The following is a 17,884-nucleotide window of genomic DNA, read 5'->3' on the forward strand; positions in this document are numbered from 1 at the left end:
CGGGCCGGACCGGGGGTGGAAACTACTCGTCGCGGCTAGAACGTGCCCCTGAGCCCCATCGTCAGCTGGACGCCGTAGGTGACATTCTGATACTGCCGCGCACGCGGGCCGCGCCGGTGAGGCTGAACGAGGCCGAGAATTTCCAACCCGCGCACCCCGCGCCGAGCTCCACCTCCTCAAGATCGGCCGGGGCGGCGAGGCGCACCGCGCTGCCGAAGATAGCCACGATCTGACCAACACGGGCGTCGGAAGTTGGAAACACGCGCGCCGACGACCCGACGACGGATCGCGCCCGGCCGTGCGGAGACACAACGGCCGCCCGCCGCGATACCGTTCAGCCACTCCTAGGCCGCCTTGCGGCGCTCGGCCTGCGTGCTGCCGCTGGAGTTGTCCAAAGCCGCGGTCTCCTGCTGGAGCGAGACGGCATCGGCGGCGAGTTTCACGGCGGCCGATTTCAGATCGACGGTGATTTTTTCGAGACCGGCGGAGGCGTCGTTGACCGCGGTCATCTTGATCGAGATGCCGGACGTCGCGTGCGAGACATCGGTGATGCGCTTGGCAATCTCGTCGGTCGCCGCGGCCTGCTCCTTCACCGACTGCGCGATGGCGTTCGCCGCCGCGTCGATGGCTTGAATCGACTCCCCCACGCCGCCGATGACGGTGGCCACATTCGTCGTGGCCGCGCGCATGATATCGACGTGACCGGCGATCTGTTCGGTGGCCTGCGCGGTTTCGCGCGATAAATTTTTTCACCTCGCCCGCGACGACGGCAAAGCTGCGGCCCTGTTCGCCGGCCCGGGCCGCCTCGATGGTGGCGTTGAGCGCGAGCAGATTGGTCTGCCGGGCGATTTTTCCAATGACGTCGACCACGGTGCCGATCTTGCGCGCGGCTTCGCCGAGTTCCTGCACCGCCTTGCGCGCCTGCGAGGCCTCGGCCACGGCGGAGTGCGTCAACTCGCTCGACTCGGTCGTGCGGCGCGTGATCTCGCTGGTGCAGGCGGTGAGTTCGTGGCACGCCGCGGCAACGGCCCCGACGTTCTGCGCCGCCTCGTCCGCCGCCGTGGAGACGTCGCCGGCCAGACGGCGGGTGGCACCGACGTGAGAGCTGATGCCTTCCGACGTGGACCGCATCTGGGACGCGGACTCGCTGACCGATTGCGTGGTGACGTTCACGCGCCGGGCCACGGCCGCACGTTCAGCTTCGAAACGCGCGATCGTCTCGGCGTCGGTTTTCATCTTGAGCGCGGCGTCGTTGATGCGACGCGCGCTGTCTTTGTAGGCGCCCTGGAGGCCGCGCAGGAGAATCGGCCGGTGATATTGTCCCCGTGCGCAATGATCCATCGCGGCCGCGGACTCGCGCACATAGGCGTCGGCGATGTCGAGCAGGTGATTGATTGCGCCCGCCATCTGGGCGAGCAGCGGGTCGTCGGGGGTGGGAATGATGCGCGCCTCGAGATCGCCCAGGGCGGCGCGTTCGCAGGTTTCGGCGATCTGCCGGACGACGTCAGAGTGGGAGTTCACGATTTCAGGCGGCGGCTCCAAACCGGGTTTGTTCCGAAAGGCTGAACACAAACTCGCTGTAGCTCAGGCCCGCGCCCTTGAGCGTATCCACGACCATCGCAACGGAGGCGGCCACGGCGGTGGCGCGCTCGCGGTGCTTTTTCTCCTCGTCGAGGAGCGCCGCGTAGAGGGCCTGAACCTTCGGCAGCGCGTCGGCATAGGGCACGCGCCGGTTCGAATGATAACCGACCACCTGGCCGCTTCGATCGAAGCTCGGCGTCACGTGCGCGAAGACCCAGTAGTGATCCCCGTTGCGCGCGCGATTGAGGACGTACGCGAATATCTCGCTGCCGCCGGCGAGCGTGTCCCACAGCAGCTTGAACACGCCTCCGGGCATGGCCGGGTGGCGGATGATGTTGTGCGGCTGGCCGAGCAGTTCCGCTTCGCGAAAGCCCGCGACGCGGCAGAACACATCGTTCGCATAGGTGATCACGCCCCGCACATCGGTCTTGGAAACGATGATTTCATCGTCACCGAACGTGCGCTCAACTCCGGTCAGCAGGATGTCAGGACGGGCCATGCGAAAAAACAGGTTAGAGGTAGTGATCGGCCAACGGCGGCGTCCCTTCAGCCGCGAATGGCCGCACGATCGATCGAAAGCTGCGCATATTTTGCCTCACGGCTGCGTGGTCGCAGTCAGCCGGACCGATGCGTTTGAGGAGTACCCCTCAGCCGCAGCCTTCGGCCGGATTTGTATTCCCGACCGTGGGGCGTACGCGTGTGGCGGAGAGAGTGGCGTAACGGCAAAGCCCGCGGTGCGTTCGGCAAACACCGGCATGCGGATTCGACGGCACCGCAACATCCGGGGCCCGGCCGCGTCCATCCTTCCGCCGACCATGACAGCCACGATCTCTCGCGTTTTCGTTTTTCTCGTCCTCGTGGCCATTGGCGCGACGTCCGGCCTCGGGCAGAGCGACCCGTTCACCCTTTCGCATCCGTCCGGCGCGGCGCTGACGTTCTCCGAGGGCTCGTCCGGCTGGCGGTGGACGCACCTGGTCTCACCGCAGTCGCCTGCCGGCGGCTGGGCCGTCGCTGAGGAGGGCATCGAACTGGCCACGCCGGAGCGCACCGACACCCTGAATCGCGGCTGGACGCTGGTGGAGCGCCTGCCGGACAGGGTCGTGCTGGAGCAGGACGCCGTGGAAACGGGCCTGCGTCTTCGCCGGGTGTTTGGCCCCGGGCCCGCGTCGAACACCGTGCGCATCGAAACCTGGATTCAAAGCGTCGATGCCGCCCGCACGCTCACGCGTATCACGCTCCTGGATGCGGCGTTTGCCGGGGAGACGTTCCGCGAGACCGGTCCGGCGCCGGCGTCCTTTCCGCTGTTCGGCCAGACGCTGTTCGTCGGGCTCGAACACATCTCGGCCGAATGCGGGGTCACGGGGGAACTCTCCGATCGCGTTCGACTGGTGCAGCGCCCGCGGCTGGCCGTGGGTCCGGCCTGGCAGCGTGTCGCCAACGCGGTGGTCGGCTGGACGCAGCCGGGCGTCGGCCACGGCCTGACCGGCGAGGCCGGCCTGCGCGACGCCTTCCTGCACTACCTGGATTCCGTGCGGCTCAAGCCGGACCGCATCGTGCTGCACACGGACACGTGGTGGACGGTGCCGCTGCCGCTGACGGAGAAAAACCTGCTCGGCAACATCGAGACCCTGCGCAAGGCGTTTCACGAGCGCACCGGGATGTTCTTCGACACCTATTGCGTCGATCTCGGCTGGTCCGATCCGCGATCGCTCTGGGCCACGGACACCCGGCAGCTCGCCAACGAACTCCGCCCAGTCGGTGAACGCCTCGCCGAACTGGGCTCGCGCATGGGGTTGTGGATGTCTCCGGGAAGCGGATACCCCGAGGCCCTCAACAACGGGTGGCTGCAGTCGCAGGGCTACGAAATGACGCCGTTCGGCGCGGGTCTCGGGCAGGTGGCGTGCTTCGCGCTCGGCGGCCGTTACCAGCGCGAGTTCAAGCAGCGCATCGTCGAGTACGCGCGCAACTACAACCTCGGCCACGTGATCCTCGATTTCATGGCCCAGTACTGCGACGTCGCCACGCACGGCCATCCGATCGGCATCGAGTCGCGCTACGCCATCGACGCCGGGCTCGCCGACGTGATTGACGCGATCCGCGCCGTGAATCCCGCGATGGTGCTCGAGCCGATGGTGTGCGGTTACCCGCCGAGCCCGTGGTGGCTGACGAAAACGCCCTTTGTGCTCGGGCCCGTCGGCGACGATCTGCCGTACGGCCGCGGACCGTGTCCCGACTGGCAGGAATCGCTCATCACCGCCCGCGACATCGCCTACCGCGCCGGACAGGAGGCGTGGCTGATGCCGACGCAGGCGCTGGAGACGTTCGACATCACGGTGCTGAGTCCGGGCGAATTTCGGAACATGGCGGTCATGGCGATCGGCCGCGGCCGCTGGTTCCTCTCCACGTATTTCAACTCGAACCTGATGAAGCCCGAGGATTGGGACTTCCTCGCCGCCCTGGTGCGATGGGCGCGTCAGAATCAAACCTCGCTCGTCAACGCGTGGCAAATCGGAGGCCGGCCCGAGGACCGCGAGGCGTACGGTTACATGTTCAGGAATCCCGGCCGCGACCTCTATTGCGTGCGAAATCCCTGGATCGAGGAACGCACCATCGAACTCCCCGCGTCGGCCACCGCCACTGAGGCGCGCGAGGTGCAAATGATCTATCCCCGTCGCGCCGTGTTCGGTCGAATCGAACCCGGCCAGCGCGGACTCACCGTGACGCTCGCGCCGTATGAAACGCTGTTTCTCGAATCCGTCCCGGCCGGCGAAACCACCGTCGTAACCGAACCGCCACTACGCCCCGAGGCCTCCGTCACGGCCGCCGCGCCCCGTTTGCTTTCGGGCCAGCGCGTGGCGGCCAACGAGGAGGAACTGAGCCGCATCCACTATTTCTGGGACGGCTCGCTCCTTCTGCCGGACGTCGCTGACGGTGAACTCTGTGTCCTCGTGGAAGGACCGCCGGACGTCCGGCGCTCCACGTGTGAGATCATGATCAACGGCCGCGTCGCCCGAGTGCGCGCGGCCGCCAGTGACGGGCAGTTTGGCGCGGCGAAGGACGCGTCACCGGAAAATTGGAGCTGGTTCATCGTGCCGATCGCGCCCGGGGAAACGGCATTCCAGATCGATCTGAATCTCTGGCTCGACGAGGCCACCGTGAGCGTGTTTGTCCGCGGCACCACCGCCGCCACGAGCGAAACCGCGCCCGAAACCGGCCCAGCCTTTCCGACGTTCCGAGCTGATCGCAGAGCCTGGTCGCAGACCCTGCAACCGCGGCAGGTCGTGGTTGCCGGTTCGCCCTGAGGCGGACTCATGCAGTTGAAGGTTGAAAGGTGAAAGTTGAAAGAACCCGGACCGAGGGGGTGCATTCAGGACATCGTCGATTGGGTTCGAATTCAGTGACGCACCATTCGGTGGAAACCTGCACGCACTCCAGGACCGTTGGCTGCTGCAGGTGATTGGGCGCTTTCAACCTTCAACTTTCACCTTTCAACTGAACGGTTCCGGCTGAGGCGGTCATGGAAGTCAGCGCAGAAAACGATCCGACGCTGCCCCGTCGACTGTTTCAGACATTTCCAACGCGGCGAAAAAGTTCCGCGATGCCACGAATTTATTCCCGAGAACTCCGGGTGACGACGTGCGTCTCATCGCTGCAGCAGGCCCTTCTCACCATGATTTCCCACGAACACCACTTGCGCTGGTCCAAGGTCGGGATCGCCCTCACCGCGGGCGTTTGCTGGGTATTGGCGGTCGCATTGTTTTGCCGGCACGCGGCCTCGGAACCGTCCGTCGAGCGCTGGCTCCTGGCCGCGGCCGGCTGGATCATCGGCGCCGGCGCGATTGCCCTCGTCGCCCAGCTTCTGACGACGCGACCGCAAGAGCCCAATCACGCCTGGCGATTCTTCCACGACTGAGAGGGAGCAATCGGGTCGACCAGAGTCTGTTGTTGAGAGTTGAGCGAGGTGCGCCCGACGAGACGGGTGTCGACGTGGCGGCGTGCGCGCCCTCAGCGGCCGGCCCCTAGATCGAGAAACGCGATCACCGAGGGATTTCCCACCGGCGTGTACTGGCCGGTGAAGCTGAGAGCGCCCGTTTGCGCGTTCACGCGAAACACCGTGACGGCGTCGCTGCGCTGATTGCACGAATACAGAAAGCGCCCGGTCGGATCGAACGCGAAGCTGCGCGGATAATCCCCGCGCGTCCATTCCTCGCCGACAAAAGTCAGCGTCCCGTCAGCGCCCACGGCAAACCACGCGATGCTGTCGTGAAGCCGGTTGGCCGCATAGACGAATCGTCCGTCAGCGGACACCAGGATCCCGGAGGTGAAATTGCTGCCCCGAAATTCCGGCGGCAGACTGGAAAGCGTCTGCCGCTGCGTCAGCCGGCCGTTGGTCGCATCGTAGTCGAACACGACGATCGTCGACGCCTCCTCCTGCAATGAATACAACCGCCGGCCGTCGGGATGAAACGCGAAGTGGCGCGGTCCGTCGCCGGGCGGCAGCGCGATCACCGGCTGCGCTGCGGGCTGGAGCCGGCCCGCCGTCGCGTCGAATTTCCACACGAGCAGCTGATCAAGGCCCAGATCGGCGGCGAGGACGAACCGGCCGGACGCATCGGGCTGGATCATGTGCGCGTGGGGAAAATCGTGGCCGCTGAACGCAAAGCTGCCGATCGGGGCGTTCGTGGCTTTCTTAGGTCCGACCACACCGGAGTGCTTGAGCACCTGGCTCGCGGTTTCGAGGCTGCCATCCGGCCGCAATGGAAACACCGCCACCGATCCGCCGGCGTAGTTCGCGACGAGCACGTAGTGGCCGGACGGATGCACGCTGATGTAGGTTGGCCCGAGCCCGCCGGAGCTGACCGTATTCAGGAGCGTCAGCCCGCCGCTGGCGGGATCGATCGCGAACGCGCTGATCGTGCCGGAGGTGCCGCCGTCGACCTTGTCGGTCGCGTTCGTCGAATAGAGCCGGGTGCCGGCCGCGTTCGCCACGACGCAGCTCGGGCTCGTCGCCAGTTCGAACACGCCCGCCGGCGACAATGCGCCTGTCGTCCGATCAACCTGAAAGAGGTGAATCCCGCGACCGTTGCCGGGAGGAAGGTCGACCTTGCCCGGCGGCGTGTCCACCGGCGGAGAACTGTAGGTGGCCACGTACGCCATCAGCGGACCGCGCGGCGGCTGCGCCGGTGCGCCGGCGAGGGTGGACAGCAGCGCGAGAGAAGCGGCCGCAGCCGCCAGGACATGACGCCTGGTAGCGCGTGACGTGAAACTCAGAGCCGGGGCGGAGCACATGGTGGCGTGACGATTGGGCGATTCCGTCCTTTCGACAATCGCCAACCGCCACGCCAGCGACGGCCACGCCACAGTCGCACACACAGCGCACAGGCCGCGGCGTACTGCTGAAGCCTGATCGTTGCAGGCGGGACGCCTGCGCTCCCGGGGATCGCCGGGACGATTAGAACCGCACGCCGACCGACGCGATGAACGTCCGCGGCTCGCCGTATTGGAACGTGCCGTTGAGGTAGTGTTTGTCGGCCAGGTTGCGGACATTGACGCGCACGTCGACCGGCAGATCGCCGACCTTCGTCGCATAGCCGACGATGGCGTCAATCAGCACGACCGCGTCGCTCTTGATCGGAACCGTCCAGCTCGGGTGCTCGTACGTTTCGCCGAGCACGGTCGCGCCGCCACCGATGTAGCCGCCGCGGAGCCGGCCCGTGGTAAACGTGTATTTGTTCCACAGGTTGACGGTGTAGCGCGGCACCGATTCCAGGTGCGAACCGACCTCGCGCACATCCGACGGATTCGACACTTCGTTCTTCTTGAAAAAGTAGCTGGCGCTCAGCAGCACCTGGTAATTGAGCTGCGGCGTCCACACCCATTCCGTCTCGACGCCCTTCGTGCGCGTCTGCCCGGCCGCGGTGCGCACCGTGGCGCCGGGCAGCTGATAAAGGACCTGGTTGGCCGTATCGATGTCGAGGCGCGACGATTCTTCGTTCGTAAAATACGTCAGTGTGCCGAGCAGGAGGCCCTTGCCCAGATCGAGCTTGGTGCCCAACTCCCAGCCGCGGCCGAGGAGATCCGCGGAGAGGAACCGCACCGGGACCACCGCCGGCGGACGGTAGGTGGGTGACGTCGGATCGCCCTGCGACGCGCGAATCGCGGCGAGATCGGCCGTCTGCTGGCGCTGCGGCACGAACGTCTTGCTCGTGCTGCCATAGACGCTCAGTTCGGGCGTGACGCGGAAGAGCGCGCCGAACTGAGGCAGCAATTTCCGCGTCTTGAAATCCTCGTCACGGCCATCGCGGTTGTCGTCCGTCGGACGATGATTCGCAATCTCGCGACCGCCGATGAGCGTGCGCAGCCGATCGTGGAAGAACGAAGACTGGAGCACGCCGTAGAACGCGTTCGAGTGGCCGCCGCCCTTGCGGACGACGCCGGGCTCGACGTACGACGGACCGTACTGATCGCGCAGCAATTGCAGGAGACTCGGAATCGGACCGGAGCCTGGCTCCCAGGTAATCACGCGCGACGTGGCGACCGTGACCGGGCTGATCACGTCCTTGGCGCCGTCGTGCTGAAACCCGGCGAGCAGGTCGTGTTTGCCCGCGCGACGGAGGTCGAGCTTGTAGGCGCCTTCGAGTTTCGCGGAGAACGTCACGCCACCCGGCTTGAAGTCAGAGATGGAACTGCGGAGCCGCTGACCGGCCACCGGGCGCAGACCGTTGAACTCGCGCCGCATGCGGTTGCTGTCGACCTGCTGAAAAATTCCGCGGATCGCGAAGGCCGGGGACGCAACCCACTCGCCTTCGAGCGTGGTCGTCTGGTTGACGTAGTTGTCACGACCGTCCGGACCGTTGTAGTTGAAGGAGTCGTTCGGAAAGAAATCGCGGGAAAAGATGCCCGGATACGGCGGCACGTTGGCGCCCAGCGTGCGGGCGATGAAGGCGTCGACGCCTTCCGGTGCGGCGCGCCCCGTGACGATCGGCTGGCCGGCGGCATTGCGGACGGCGCCATTTTCCAGCTGCGGATAACTCGCGGGGCGCGCGAGGCCGAGGCGATCATAGAGCTGGATGGCCTCGCGATCCCGTTGCTGAAAGAGCGGGTGGCTCACCACCGTGTGCGGCCGGCGGCCGGCTTCGCGGTCGAGATTGCTGTAGCGGCCGGTGAACGTCAGCCGCTGCGTGGGCTTCCACGTCAGGCCTCCACTATAGAAGGTCTCCTTCGTGAACATGTAGTCGATGTTGCTCTCCTCGTCGGTGTGACCGAACACGAGGCTGTAAGCCACCTGGTCCTTCAGGATGGGCGCGGAGGAGCGGAAGACGACGCGCTTGTGCGCAAAGGAACCGAAACTGGTGTCGAGCGAATGCCGCGGCGTGAAGCTGGGCTTGAGCTTGATCAGATTCACCGTGCCGCCGGGATTCGAGATGCCCGCGAACACCGCGTTCGGCCCCTTCACCACCTCGATGCGATCAACATCGTACAACGTGAGGCCGGAACCGGCGGGCAGGCCGTTGACGAACTGCGGGCCGGTGTAGCCGCGGATGAGAATCATGCTCTCGTCCTTCACCTGCAGCGCGACTGAGCTCGCCGAGCGCAAGACGTCGACCAACTGATTGCCCGCCTGATCCTGAATCAGTTCCTGGGATACAATGCTGATGTTCAGCGGCGTGTCCTTGATCAAACCGGCGGTGCCCGTGCCGGTGACCGCCGCGCCCACGCGATAGCCGTGGTCCTGCGGACTGCGCACTTCAAACGGGCTCAACAGCAGCGGTTGCGAGGAGCGGACACCGGACGCCGGCGCCGCCGGCACCGAAACCTGCGCCGCCAGGGGACCGGCCGCCAGCGCGAGCAGCGAAAACACACCTGGAACGAAGCGTGAAAAGAGGGTCGAGGTAGGCATGGGAAAAATTAGTATGCCTACGTACGAACGCTCGGCGAGAAAAAGCGGCGGGCGAAATTGCCGCCGCTGAACCTGGGACCGGGGCGCGAGCTGCGCGCGTCCTCCCGCCGGGGTGAAGCGACGGGACGAGGCGCGGCGGCGAGGGCCGGTGCAAGGCCGCCGCCGCGCCGCAACGCGCTTTTACTTTGCCGGGGCCGGCACGGCGCTGGCTGCGGGAGCGGGTGCCGGTTTCGCCGAAGCGGCGCGTTCCTTGCGGTGATAGGCCTCCGAGCTGGCCATCACGCCGGCCACGCCAAAGGACGCGGCGACGCCGACCACCGCGAGGATGGCGTAGGCAATGGGCCGCGGCACGGTTTTCACATGCGAGGGAACGCCGAGATCTTTCGTGTAATCGAGTTTAGCCATGGTCGTGTTACTGGGTTGGCGCCCCGGGCAGGAGCGCCCGCGGCAACACGACCGTTTTAGCAAGAGTCAGACCGCCTGGCCCGCGCGAACACCGGGATGATGTTTTTTCACGGCGACCGAGGGCGAATGAGCGCCGCTCATCGCACGTCGTTCACGACCGCGCCGCCCACGACCGGTGCGCCGTTCGCCGCGAGGCAGCTCAAAAGGCCAGCTGGCTGCCGTACGCCGCGCGATCCGCGGCCACGGAGAGTTCGCGCCACTTGAGGAGTTTCCAGATCCCGCTCGTGCGGATATTCGCCAACGACAGATCCTGGTGAAAATTTCCGCTGCCCACCATGTCGACGCGATTGCCCACGACCGATCCGTACGTGTCGCCCGTGCCGAGCACGCGGACGTTGGCATTGGGCGCGAAGATCACGGAGCTCAGGTAACTGACGCCGCGCACGTTCATGATTTGCATGCTGAGGCCACCGACGATCTGCGCCTCAGTCCGCGTGCCCAGCAGCGTGAAGTTCGAAGGGTTGCTCGGCTGCGAGCTGGTGCCGTTCTGAATGCCCGAGCTGCCGCCCATGTCGAAGTCGCCCGCCGCGTAAATCGTCAGGCTGGAGCCCGGCTGGATGACGATTTGCGCACTGCCCGCGAGGCCGATGTTGCCACTCACCACGAGGACCACCTTGGCGTCCGACGAAGGCCCGATGGTGAGCGTCTTCGAGGCATTCAGCGAAATCGAAGCCAGGTAATAATAATACACGCCGCCGGTCTGAACGTCGCCGACCTGCGGGAGTCCGAGGTTATTGTTGATCGGCGTGAGGGTGTTGCCCGCGCTGGAACCCGCATTGGTGGGCGCGGGCACATCCGGAAAACTGGCGGTGAAGTCGTACGTCACGCGCGACGTGTCGATGCCGGTGCCCGCGGCGAAATTTCCCGCGAGCCGGCCCGTGGCGCCGACGGTGATGCCAGTCAAATCGTCCGTGCCGATCGCCGCGTAGCCAAAGATGTCCGCGTTCTGCAGCGAGACCAGCTCCGGACTCGCAATCTGAGCCTCGGGCACCGCCACGCCGGTGGAATAGAGCACATCGTCCGCCGTGTTTGGCGTATGCGCATTCGAGTGCCAGGCATCGACCCGGGTGTTGCCGTTGAAGGACATTCCGTTGCGCGAAATCATGCCGCGATCGCCCCACGAACGCTGCTGGAAATAGGACTCGGCGACCTTGAGAAGGGTCGTGCCGTCACCGAGCGTGACGGTCGCCTGCGCGACCGCATGCCACGTCTGCGACGTGGCGTTGAATCCGCCCACCCAGACCTTCACCTGGCCCTGCGCCCCGCCCGACAGGGAATAAAACGTGGAGCTCGTCGGAAACGTCCCCTGGTATTCGCCCGAGAAGCCGGTGCGCGCCGTAAACCCGCCGGTCGTCCAGTGCGTGGGCGATGGATACGCGTGCTCGTTGTTCAGGCTCCACAACGCCCGCTCGAGACCGGTGTCGGCCAGGTTCTGGGCCGCGTTCATGTAGAAGGAACGATTCGCGAGTTTCGACGCGCCGAGCGCGAGCTTGAGATAGCTGGTGAGCGCGATCGCGATGATCGCGGCAAAAACCGCCGCGACCACCAGGACGGAACCGCGATTGGAGGCAGGTGAGCGCATGGGTGTATCCGGTTATTTGTTGCGCAGGATGAAACGGGCCGAGAGCACCTTGTTGGTGGCGGCGGCCACCGTGACGCTCTCGCGGCGAAGCAGGAAACTCACCTCGATCTGCTTGATCTCCCGGTTCGTCGTCGCGGTATTCACCGCGAAGCCGTCGACATAACCCTGACCGAGCGGGTAGGACGTCGGCTTCACGTAGCGATAGTATTTCAGGAACGAGGCGCTGCCCGGGATCGGCTGCACATCCGCAATCAGCGTAGTGGTTTCGACGGTCCCCGTCGGGTTGTCGATCGGCGGACCGTTGCGGGTCAGCACGCGGTTCACCGAATCAAACGTGTAGGTCACAGTGTACGCACCCGTCCCCGTACCCTTGGGCGCCGACGTCGTATCCGGGATGCTCAGGGTGACACTCGTGCCGCTGAAGGTCGGGACGTCGTACGCCAGCCGGACTTCACGGCTGAACTGCTCGAGCGATTTGCGTGCCCGGGCCTCGATGTCCGAGTAATTGACGATGTTCGCGCTGGTTCGACCGAGCAGGAGCACGGTTGAAAGGACACCGGCCAGCAGCACCGTTGAAAGCGAAGCGCCGATCAGCACCTCCACCAGCGTGAATCCACGCCGGGAAGCAATCTCAGTGCGACGTGTAGAAGAAATCTGAGATGCCGGTTTTTCCATAGTGGGTGATGTACGAGAGCGAATGCGGACGGCCGTCGATGCCGTTCCAGGTGGCGGTCAGCGTGATGATCTTCATGGTCGCATCGAACGGCGACGGCGCGGAGACGATGCTCTGGGCGCATCTGCCCGGTGTCCCACCGACGACAAAACGATTGATCTGCGCCGTGGCCGTCGCGGTCAGATCGGGGGTGAACGTGGTGTAGGCCACCGGTCCGCTCGTGGCATTCGTCAACTGCGTCCACGTCAGCAAACGCAGTTTCTCCATCTGACTCTGCAAAATCTGACCGGCCAGTGTCGTGTAACGCGCGGTATCGAGCGCTCGCATACCGTGCTGCACCACGATCAGCGAGGACGTGAGGGTCAGCACCATGACGGTCGCAGCCAGCATGACCTCAACGAGAGTGAACGCCCGCACCGCCGTCCCAGGGAGGGAGCGACGTTTCCGTTTCGATTGGATTTCGGCAGTCATGGCGTCGGGCGAGGAAGGGAAGATTGTAGGGTTATACACCTATCATATCACGGTATTAACCCTAACGTGAGAGCCGTTCGGTGTGTTAATCAGGCTTATTTCGACTACACCCATTTGGCATTCCACCCTTTAGAATGAAGCGTACGCAGGTGGCTTTTATACCTGTACAACAATGGCCTAGCATCTTTTAGCAACCGGCCCAAACGGGACCTCTTCCATCGAGTTTCGCGGACCTGCCATCTAGGGTCTTTTATCTCGCTGAGGGTCTCACCGTGCGGGATCAGCGGAGTCGTCGTCGGCAAAATCCCTGCAGAAGCCACGCCGATGCACGGCACTCGCGCAGTTCCCAAGGCGTTTCGAGACTCGCGACTTCGATCCACGGACGCTCGTATCGAACACGAGCCCTCGTGGCGCTTCCCGCCTTTCCCATGCACTCCTTCCTTACGCTGCGTCGCTTCGCCGGGTGGTTGCTCGTGATGGTTTCAGCCTTGGTGCGAGCCGACGACTGGCCGCACTGGCAGGGACCGCAGGCCGACGGCATCTGGCGCGAGACGGGCATCGTGGAAACATTTCCCGCGGGCGGTCCACCCGTGCGCTGGCGTGCCGCGATCGGCGCGGGCTACAGCAGCCCGGCGGTGGCGGCCGGACGCGTGTTCGTCATGGACCGGCCCAACTCGGAGACGCGGGGGAATCCGGGAGGCGCGCTGCAACGCGCCACGGAGACCGGGCGCGAGCGAGTACTCTGCCTCGACGAGCGCGACGGACGCGTGCTGTGGGAGTACGCGTACGAGTGTCCGTACTTCATCAGCTATCCCGCCGGCCCCCGCGCGAGTCCAACGGTGGCGGGCAATCGCGTTTACACCCTCGGCGCCGAAGGCGATCTGCACTGCCTCGATGTCGCCACGGGCCGCGTCGTGTGGGCGCGCGCGTTCAAGCGCGACTACGGCGTGACGACCCAGACGTGGGGTTTCGCCGCGCCGCCGCTCGTCGATGGCGACCGCGTGATCTGTATGGTCGGCGGCGAGGGCCACACCGTCGTGGCCTTCGATCGCGAAACAGGCCGCGAATTGTGGCGTTCGCTCGAGGTGTGCGAACCGGGCTACGCTCCACCCATCATCATTGAGGCGGGCGGACGACGTCAGCTGATCGTCTGGGAAAGCGAGGCGATCAACGGTCTTGATCCTGAAACAGGCCGGGTCTTCTGGACCGAGCCGTTCAAAACCAAGATGGCGCACGCCATCGGCACACCGCGTCGGCACGGCGACTATCTGTTCATTTCCTCCTTCTTCGACGGCTCGATGCTCCTGCAACTCGATCCGGCGCAGCCGCGCGTCAGCGTGGCCTGGAAGATAAAGGGCCCGAGCGAAATCCGGCCCGAAGGCCTGCACAGCTTGATGAGCACGCCGTTTCTCGAAGACGGCCACATTTACGGCGTATGCGGATTCGGCCAGTTGCGCTGTCTGCAGATTTCCACGGGTGATCGCGTGTGGGAAACCCTCGAGCCCACCACGATCGGCAGCAAACCCGCGCGCTGGACCACGGCCTTCCTCGTGAAGCACGCGGATCGCTTTTTCATCTACAATGAAAACGGCGACCTGATCATCGCCCGGCTCACGCCTCAGGGCTACGCCGAGATCAGTCGCGCCCACCTGCTCGATCCGACGAACAAGGCCGGCAATCGCAACGTCCACTGGTCTCATCCCGCCTTCGCGAATCGCAGCGTCTACGTGCGCAACGATCGTGAGCTCATTCGCGTCGATCTGAGCGCTGCCCGGCCGTGAGGTGCAGGCCGTGATCGCGTTCAACTCGCTGCGATCCGGTTAAGCGCGCGATCCGACTATTCGGATTGAACCGCCGCGCGCACGGCCAACGCTGGCGCTGCAATGAAGAAAACGTTCCCGCTCCAGGCAACCGGCAAGGATGATGCGCGGGTGCGCGACAAGATTCGCCACGAAGTGAACAAGTACGTGCGCCGCGAACGGCAAAAGGATCTGCCCGAAGGCTTCGCGCAGTGGGCCTTTGACTGCCGGGTCGGTCCGACCGCCGCGGCCGCCGAAGTGCGCTCGCTCAAGGATGTCGGCGCCGCGATTGACGCGGTGGCCGCCGCGGGCGCGAACGAAGTCTACATCGAGATCGTCGCCGCACCCGCGCACCGCACGGCGATTGGTTAACTCCAGCCCGGGCCCGTCGCCCGTGTTCAGCGCGCTTCCTGCACGCGAATCCGCCGGTACTCGATCTGGCCGTGATCGCTCTCGAGTCCGATCGGACCGGTGGCCGGCACCGGAAACGCATCGACGATCACTTCGCCGTTGCACGTCGCGTGTGCCAGACCGCCGCGCACGGTCACCACGATCTCGTTCCATTCCAACGGCCGGTACTGTTTCAACGTCAGGTAGGGTCCGGCGATGTGGTAGTCGCGCACCTGCAGCTGCGGTTCGCGCACAAACACGCCGCTGTCGGCATTGGGACTGGCGCGGAATTCCAGCTTCAGCACGAAGTCCTTCGGGAACGGGCGCGTCGTCCAGAGCTTCGCATAAGCGCGCTCGAGTCGAGCGACGGTCACCACGAGCCGGCCGTTGCGCGCGACGTAGCGGCCATCGGACGCCGCCGTCAGGCCGTCGAACACGGGGCCGTCAGCATAACGCCAGCCCGTGAGATCGCGGCCGTTGAAGAGACTCTCGAAGCCGGGCTCGGGCGTGAAGTCATCGGGCCACGCGGGCACGAGCCCGACGGTTTCCAGCACGGGCCGCAGCGCGGCGGTCCATTTGAGATAGCCGGCCGGATTCGGATGCAGCAGATCGGGAAACTCCTCCGGCTTCGCGTCGCCCTGGTCGTTCGCAAACAACGCCCAGGTGTCGAGCACCGTCACCTGCGGCTCGTCCTTGATGGCAGCGAAATAAAGCTGGTTGAGCTTCCGGATCTGATCGGCCGGTCGCTGCTTGGTCGCCGAACTCGGGAAGACGTTGCAGAGAATCACGGGCATCGCGGGATTGTGCTGCTTCAGCGCCGCCAGGATCAGCCGTAGATTTCCCGCCGCAGTCTCCGGCGTCGCCGCCTCCTCGAGATCGTTCGTGCCGATGAGCAGCACCACGCCGCGCGGCTTCAGCACGAGCACGTCCTCCTCCAGACGGATGAGCACGCCGCGTGTCGTGTCGCCGCTGATACCGCGATTCGCCACCTTCACGCCGGGAAACAGCGCCCCGAGGCTGCCGCCCCACCCTTGCGTGATCGAGTCACCCAAAAACACCACCGCGCCCTGATCCTGCTGCACGCGGCGCGCCCAGCCGCTGCGCCGCTCCGTCCAAATTTTCTGAAACCAGTCCATGCGGCGAATCGGCCCCGCTCCCGGCAGGCCGGCATCCGTCGCCGGAATCGCAAAACGCGCGCTGCCCGGCGCGGCGGCGGGCGTCGCGGCGGCTTGCGCGCGGACAGTCGGTGCAGACAGCGCCAGGAGCGCGGCGAATGGAAGCAAGGCGAAGCATTTCATGGGGTGGAAAAACAAAATCCTGCAGCAACGCGCCGGCACCGGTCGAGCGACATCACCGTGCCGGCCCGGGCGGGTTAACGCGCGGGGGGCGGCACGAGCGACGTCACGTACGCCGCGATCGCCACCATGTCGTCGCCCGTGAGGTTCGCCACGACGGGTTGCATCAACGGCGCCGACGCGCCCTTGCGGGTGCCCTGCTGCAGATCATAGAGCTGGCGCACAAGGTAACTTGGCGAACGCCCCGCGATGCCGGGAACGTCCACGAGCCCGAGGAGATCCGGACCGTGACACGTGCCGCACGCCACGGTGCGACCAGGCACGATCCTGCCATCCACGACGCTCATGCCGCCGGTCGTCACGAGGTGCTCGCCGCGCTGGATGCTGCCGACCGGCACATACGCAATGAAGCCCGAGCGCGGGTTGCGCAGGAGTTCGGACTGCTCCTCGTTCTCCGGCACTTCGACGATGCGGCCGTCGATCGGTTCGGTCTCGGTCCCCGGGAGCGGGATGAAGAGATTGCCGACGATCCGGGTCTTCGGCACCCGATCGGTTTCGATCACGCGGGTCCACGGCGTCCATTTCATGGCGCCAAAATAATCCGCTGCCGCCTTGATTTCCTCATCGGTCATCGCCTGCGCGAGGAGAATCATCGTCGGCGTATTCGGTTTCCTGGGATCAAACGTCGACCGCAGCCCGCGGCGAAAATCCTCGATCTGCCGGATGAAATACGCCGGCGGCAGTCCGGCAATCGGCGCGTTCTCCGGCCGTCCCTTCCCGTTGGGCAGGTGACACGACGCGCACCCGCGCGCGGCGGTGCCCATCTGCGCGGGGCCATGTCGCATGATGTCCGACATCGGCGGATGATCACCGGGGAACCAGTCGATCACGTTGTTGAGATCGCGCACGTCGATCAGCGAGTAGCTCGCCGTACTTTCCTCGACGTGACGCGGCCGCGTCTGCTCCGCGGAATCCTCGTTGGGCCGAAGCTTTCGCGTGGGCAAGGCCTGGGGGACGGCTCGGTCAGTTGGCAGGGGCGGCGTGCTGACACCGTAGGCCCACAGCGGCTGCGACGCCCCCGCAGCCATCGCGGTGGCACCGAGACCAGCCATGGCAGCAAGGCCCAGGAGGATTCGCAGCAGACGTGGTTTCATGGAGTCGTTCCCGGCACGCGCTTCACGGCGTTCACTTGGTCACCTTGATCACAAAGTACAAAAACGGATTGCTGACCTCGGTGAACCAGTGCGGCACGCCGTTCGGGATCACGATCACGTCGCCCTTGGCCAGCTTTCGCCTGGTCCCGCCGGTGACGGTGTCACCGCGAATCTCGCCCGCGCCCGTGGTCTTCGCCCCCTCGGTGCGACCGCCGGTCACGATCGTCGCGGTGCCTTCCAGCACATAGAAGATGTCGGTGTCATGTTCGTGCACCTCCACCTGGCCCGGTGCCGTGACCCGGCGGCCCGCCTGAATCTTGTAGCTGCTGTTGATCAGCAGCGGCATCCCCTTTTCAAACGCGGCCGCCACCCGGGCCTGGTCGAGCACGACCACCTCAGTCGGCGGCGGCTCGGCGGCGAACGCGGGAACCGTGTATCCGAACACACATGACAGCAGGAGCAGCAGGGTTTTTCTCATGGGGAATGGAGAAGACGGCCGGGACCGGGTTCTAGTCGAACCGAGGGTCGACGCGAAGCAAAACCAGGGGCGTGATTGCCGGTGCCGCCGTTTGCG

General features: G+C 65.4%; 17 protein-coding genes and 1 pseudogene. 6 read left to right on the top strand and 12 right to left on the bottom strand.

The window, feature by feature from the left end; translation table 11 throughout:
- Positions 1 to 344: 344 nt before the first annotated feature.
- On the bottom strand, positions 345 to 689 hold the full coding sequence (locus ACLJEU_RS22810) for a hypothetical protein (protein WP_414662885.1): 345 nt from the start codon (positions 687 to 689) through the stop codon (positions 345 to 347).
- 103 nt (positions 690 to 792) lie between these two features.
- Positions 793 to 909: pseudogene (locus ACLJEU_RS22815) on the bottom strand (methyl-accepting chemotaxis protein); the annotation flags it as partial.
- Between ACLJEU_RS22815 and ACLJEU_RS22820 the strand changes: the two are divergent.
- Both ACLJEU_RS22820 and ACLJEU_RS22825 read left to right on the top strand, forming a co-directional pair.
- Positions 857 to 1,102 carry a hypothetical protein gene (locus tag ACLJEU_RS22820; protein WP_414662886.1) on the top strand — a complete coding sequence of 82 codons (246 nt, stop codon included), beginning with the start codon at positions 857 to 859 and terminating at the stop codon, positions 1,100 to 1,102. The pseudogene ACLJEU_RS22815 and the gene ACLJEU_RS22820 sit on opposite strands and share 53 nt — an antisense overlap.
- A gap of 53 nt (positions 1,103 to 1,155) precedes the next feature.
- Positions 1,156 to 1,566: a hypothetical protein gene (locus ACLJEU_RS22825; RefSeq protein WP_414662887.1), complete on the top strand. Its 411-nt coding sequence runs from the start codon at positions 1,156 to 1,158 to the stop codon at positions 1,564 to 1,566.
- Here the strand turns inward: ACLJEU_RS22825 and ACLJEU_RS22830 are convergent.
- Entirely contained in the window at positions 1,526 to 2,080 is a 555-nt protein-coding gene (locus ACLJEU_RS22830) for a PAS domain-containing protein (protein WP_414662847.1), read from the bottom strand. The genes ACLJEU_RS22825 and ACLJEU_RS22830 overlap by 41 nt on opposite strands.
- A 316-nt stretch (positions 2,081 to 2,396) precedes the next feature.
- On the opposite strand from ACLJEU_RS22830, the gene ACLJEU_RS22835 reads away from it, so the two are divergent.
- On the top strand, positions 2,397 to 4,883 hold the full coding sequence (locus ACLJEU_RS22835; protein ID WP_414662848.1) for an alpha-amylase family protein: 2,487 nt from the start codon (positions 2,397 to 2,399) through the stop codon (positions 4,881 to 4,883).
- 368 nt (positions 4,884 to 5,251) lie between these two features.
- Complete coding sequence (locus ACLJEU_RS22840) at positions 5,252 to 5,494, top strand: hypothetical protein (RefSeq protein ID WP_414662849.1); 243 nt, start codon at positions 5,252 to 5,254, stop codon at positions 5,492 to 5,494.
- 92 nt (positions 5,495 to 5,586) lie between these two features.
- On the opposite strand, the gene ACLJEU_RS22845 is transcribed toward ACLJEU_RS22840, so the two are convergent.
- The 6 genes from ACLJEU_RS22845 to ACLJEU_RS22870 form a co-directional block, all read right to left on the bottom strand.
- Complete coding sequence (locus ACLJEU_RS22845; RefSeq protein WP_414662850.1) at positions 5,587 to 6,870, bottom strand: lactonase family protein; 1,284 nt, start codon at positions 6,868 to 6,870, stop codon at positions 5,587 to 5,589.
- A gap of 163 nt (positions 6,871 to 7,033) precedes the next feature.
- Entirely contained in the window at positions 7,034 to 9,481 is a 2,448-nt protein-coding gene (locus ACLJEU_RS22850; RefSeq protein WP_414662851.1) for a TonB-dependent siderophore receptor, read from the bottom strand.
- Between the two features lie 180 nt (positions 9,482 to 9,661).
- Positions 9,662 to 9,886, bottom strand: a complete 225-nt coding sequence (locus ACLJEU_RS22855; protein ID WP_414662852.1) for a hypothetical protein — start codon at positions 9,884 to 9,886, stop codon at positions 9,662 to 9,664.
- Between the two features lie 199 nt (positions 9,887 to 10,085).
- Entirely contained in the window at positions 10,086 to 11,528 is a 1,443-nt protein-coding gene (locus ACLJEU_RS22860) for a DUF7305 domain-containing protein (protein ID WP_414662853.1), read from the bottom strand.
- Positions 11,529 to 11,540: 12 nt separating this feature from the next.
- A complete protein-coding gene (locus tag ACLJEU_RS22865) occupies positions 11,541 to 12,203 on the bottom strand; it encodes a PilW family protein (protein WP_414662854.1) in 663 nt (220 codons plus the stop codon).
- Positions 12,160 to 12,672, bottom strand: coding sequence for a type IV pilus modification PilV family protein (locus ACLJEU_RS22870; protein ID WP_414662855.1), 513 nt, complete (start codon positions 12,670 to 12,672; stop codon positions 12,160 to 12,162). Before ACLJEU_RS22870 ends, ACLJEU_RS22865 begins: the two co-directional genes overlap by 44 nt.
- 428 nt (positions 12,673 to 13,100) lie before the next feature.
- Between ACLJEU_RS22870 and ACLJEU_RS22875 the strand changes: the two genes are divergently transcribed.
- Positions 13,101 to 14,453, top strand: a complete 1,353-nt coding sequence (locus tag ACLJEU_RS22875; RefSeq protein WP_414662856.1) for a PQQ-binding-like beta-propeller repeat protein — start codon at positions 13,101 to 13,103, stop codon at positions 14,451 to 14,453.
- Between the two features lie 102 nt (positions 14,454 to 14,555).
- On the top strand, positions 14,556 to 14,843 hold the full coding sequence (locus ACLJEU_RS22880; protein WP_414662857.1) for a DUF6172 family protein: 288 nt from the start codon (positions 14,556 to 14,558) through the stop codon (positions 14,841 to 14,843).
- Between the two features lie 26 nt (positions 14,844 to 14,869).
- Here ACLJEU_RS22880 and ACLJEU_RS22885 read toward each other — a convergent pair whose 3' ends face one another.
- From ACLJEU_RS22885 to ACLJEU_RS22895, 3 genes are all read right to left on the bottom strand, one after another.
- Positions 14,870 to 16,159, bottom strand: a complete 1,290-nt coding sequence (locus tag ACLJEU_RS22885; RefSeq protein ID WP_414662858.1) for a GDSL-type esterase/lipase family protein — start codon at positions 16,157 to 16,159, stop codon at positions 14,870 to 14,872.
- A gap of 74 nt (positions 16,160 to 16,233) precedes the next feature.
- Positions 16,234 to 17,310 carry a c-type cytochrome gene (locus tag ACLJEU_RS22890; protein ID WP_414662859.1) on the bottom strand — a complete coding sequence of 359 codons (1,077 nt, stop codon included), beginning with the start codon at positions 17,308 to 17,310 and terminating at the stop codon, positions 16,234 to 16,236.
- Between the two features lie 31 nt (positions 17,311 to 17,341).
- A complete protein-coding gene (locus ACLJEU_RS22895; protein ID WP_414662860.1) occupies positions 17,342 to 17,788 on the bottom strand; it encodes a cupin domain-containing protein in 447 nt (148 codons plus the stop codon).
- Positions 17,789 to 17,884: the final 96 nt, after the last annotated feature.

This window comes from Terrisphaera buseokensis (genome assembly GCF_047521145.2).
Taxonomy (GTDB): Bacteria; Verrucomicrobiota; Verrucomicrobiia; order Opitutales; family Opitutaceae; genus ER46.

Coding starts and splice junctions, on each gene's coding strand:
- ACLJEU_RS22855 (WP_414662852.1), bottom strand. CDS start 9,886: ATGGCTAAACTCGATTACACGAAAGATCTCGGCGTTCCCTCGCATGTG.
- ACLJEU_RS22820 (WP_414662886.1), top strand. CDS start 857: ATGACGTCGACCACGGTGCCGATCTTGCGCGCGGCTTCGCCGAGTTCC.
- ACLJEU_RS22885 (WP_414662858.1), bottom strand. CDS start 16,159: ATGAAATGCTTCGCCTTGCTTCCATTCGCCGCGCTCCTGGCGCTGTCT.
- ACLJEU_RS22870 (WP_414662855.1), bottom strand. CDS start 12,672: ATGACTGCCGAAATCCAATCGAAACGGAAACGTCGCTCCCTCCCTGGG.
- ACLJEU_RS22835 (WP_414662848.1), top strand. CDS start 2,397: ATGACAGCCACGATCTCTCGCGTTTTCGTTTTTCTCGTCCTCGTGGCC.
- ACLJEU_RS22860 (WP_414662853.1), bottom strand. CDS start 11,528: ATGCGCTCACCTGCCTCCAATCGCGGTTCCGTCCTGGTGGTCGCGGCG.
- ACLJEU_RS22845 (WP_414662850.1), bottom strand. CDS start 6,870: ATGTGCTCCGCCCCGGCTCTGAGTTTCACGTCACGCGCTACCAGGCGT.
- ACLJEU_RS22850 (WP_414662851.1), bottom strand. CDS start 9,481: ATGCCTACCTCGACCCTCTTTTCACGCTTCGTTCCAGGTGTGTTTTCG.
- ACLJEU_RS22840 (WP_414662849.1), top strand. CDS start 5,252: ATGATTTCCCACGAACACCACTTGCGCTGGTCCAAGGTCGGGATCGCC.
- ACLJEU_RS22865 (WP_414662854.1), bottom strand. CDS start 12,203: ATGGAAAAACCGGCATCTCAGATTTCTTCTACACGTCGCACTGAGATT.
- ACLJEU_RS22880 (WP_414662857.1), top strand. CDS start 14,556: ATGAAGAAAACGTTCCCGCTCCAGGCAACCGGCAAGGATGATGCGCGG.
- ACLJEU_RS22890 (WP_414662859.1), bottom strand. CDS start 17,310: ATGAAACCACGTCTGCTGCGAATCCTCCTGGGCCTTGCTGCCATGGCT.
- ACLJEU_RS22875 (WP_414662856.1), top strand. CDS start 13,101: ATGCACTCCTTCCTTACGCTGCGTCGCTTCGCCGGGTGGTTGCTCGTG.
- ACLJEU_RS22830 (WP_414662847.1), bottom strand. CDS start 2,080: ATGGCCCGTCCTGACATCCTGCTGACCGGAGTTGAGCGCACGTTCGGT.
- ACLJEU_RS22895 (WP_414662860.1), bottom strand. CDS start 17,788: ATGAGAAAAACCCTGCTGCTCCTGCTGTCATGTGTGTTCGGATACACG.
- ACLJEU_RS22810 (WP_414662885.1), bottom strand. CDS start 689: ATGCGCGCGGCCACGACGAATGTGGCCACCGTCATCGGCGGCGTGGGG.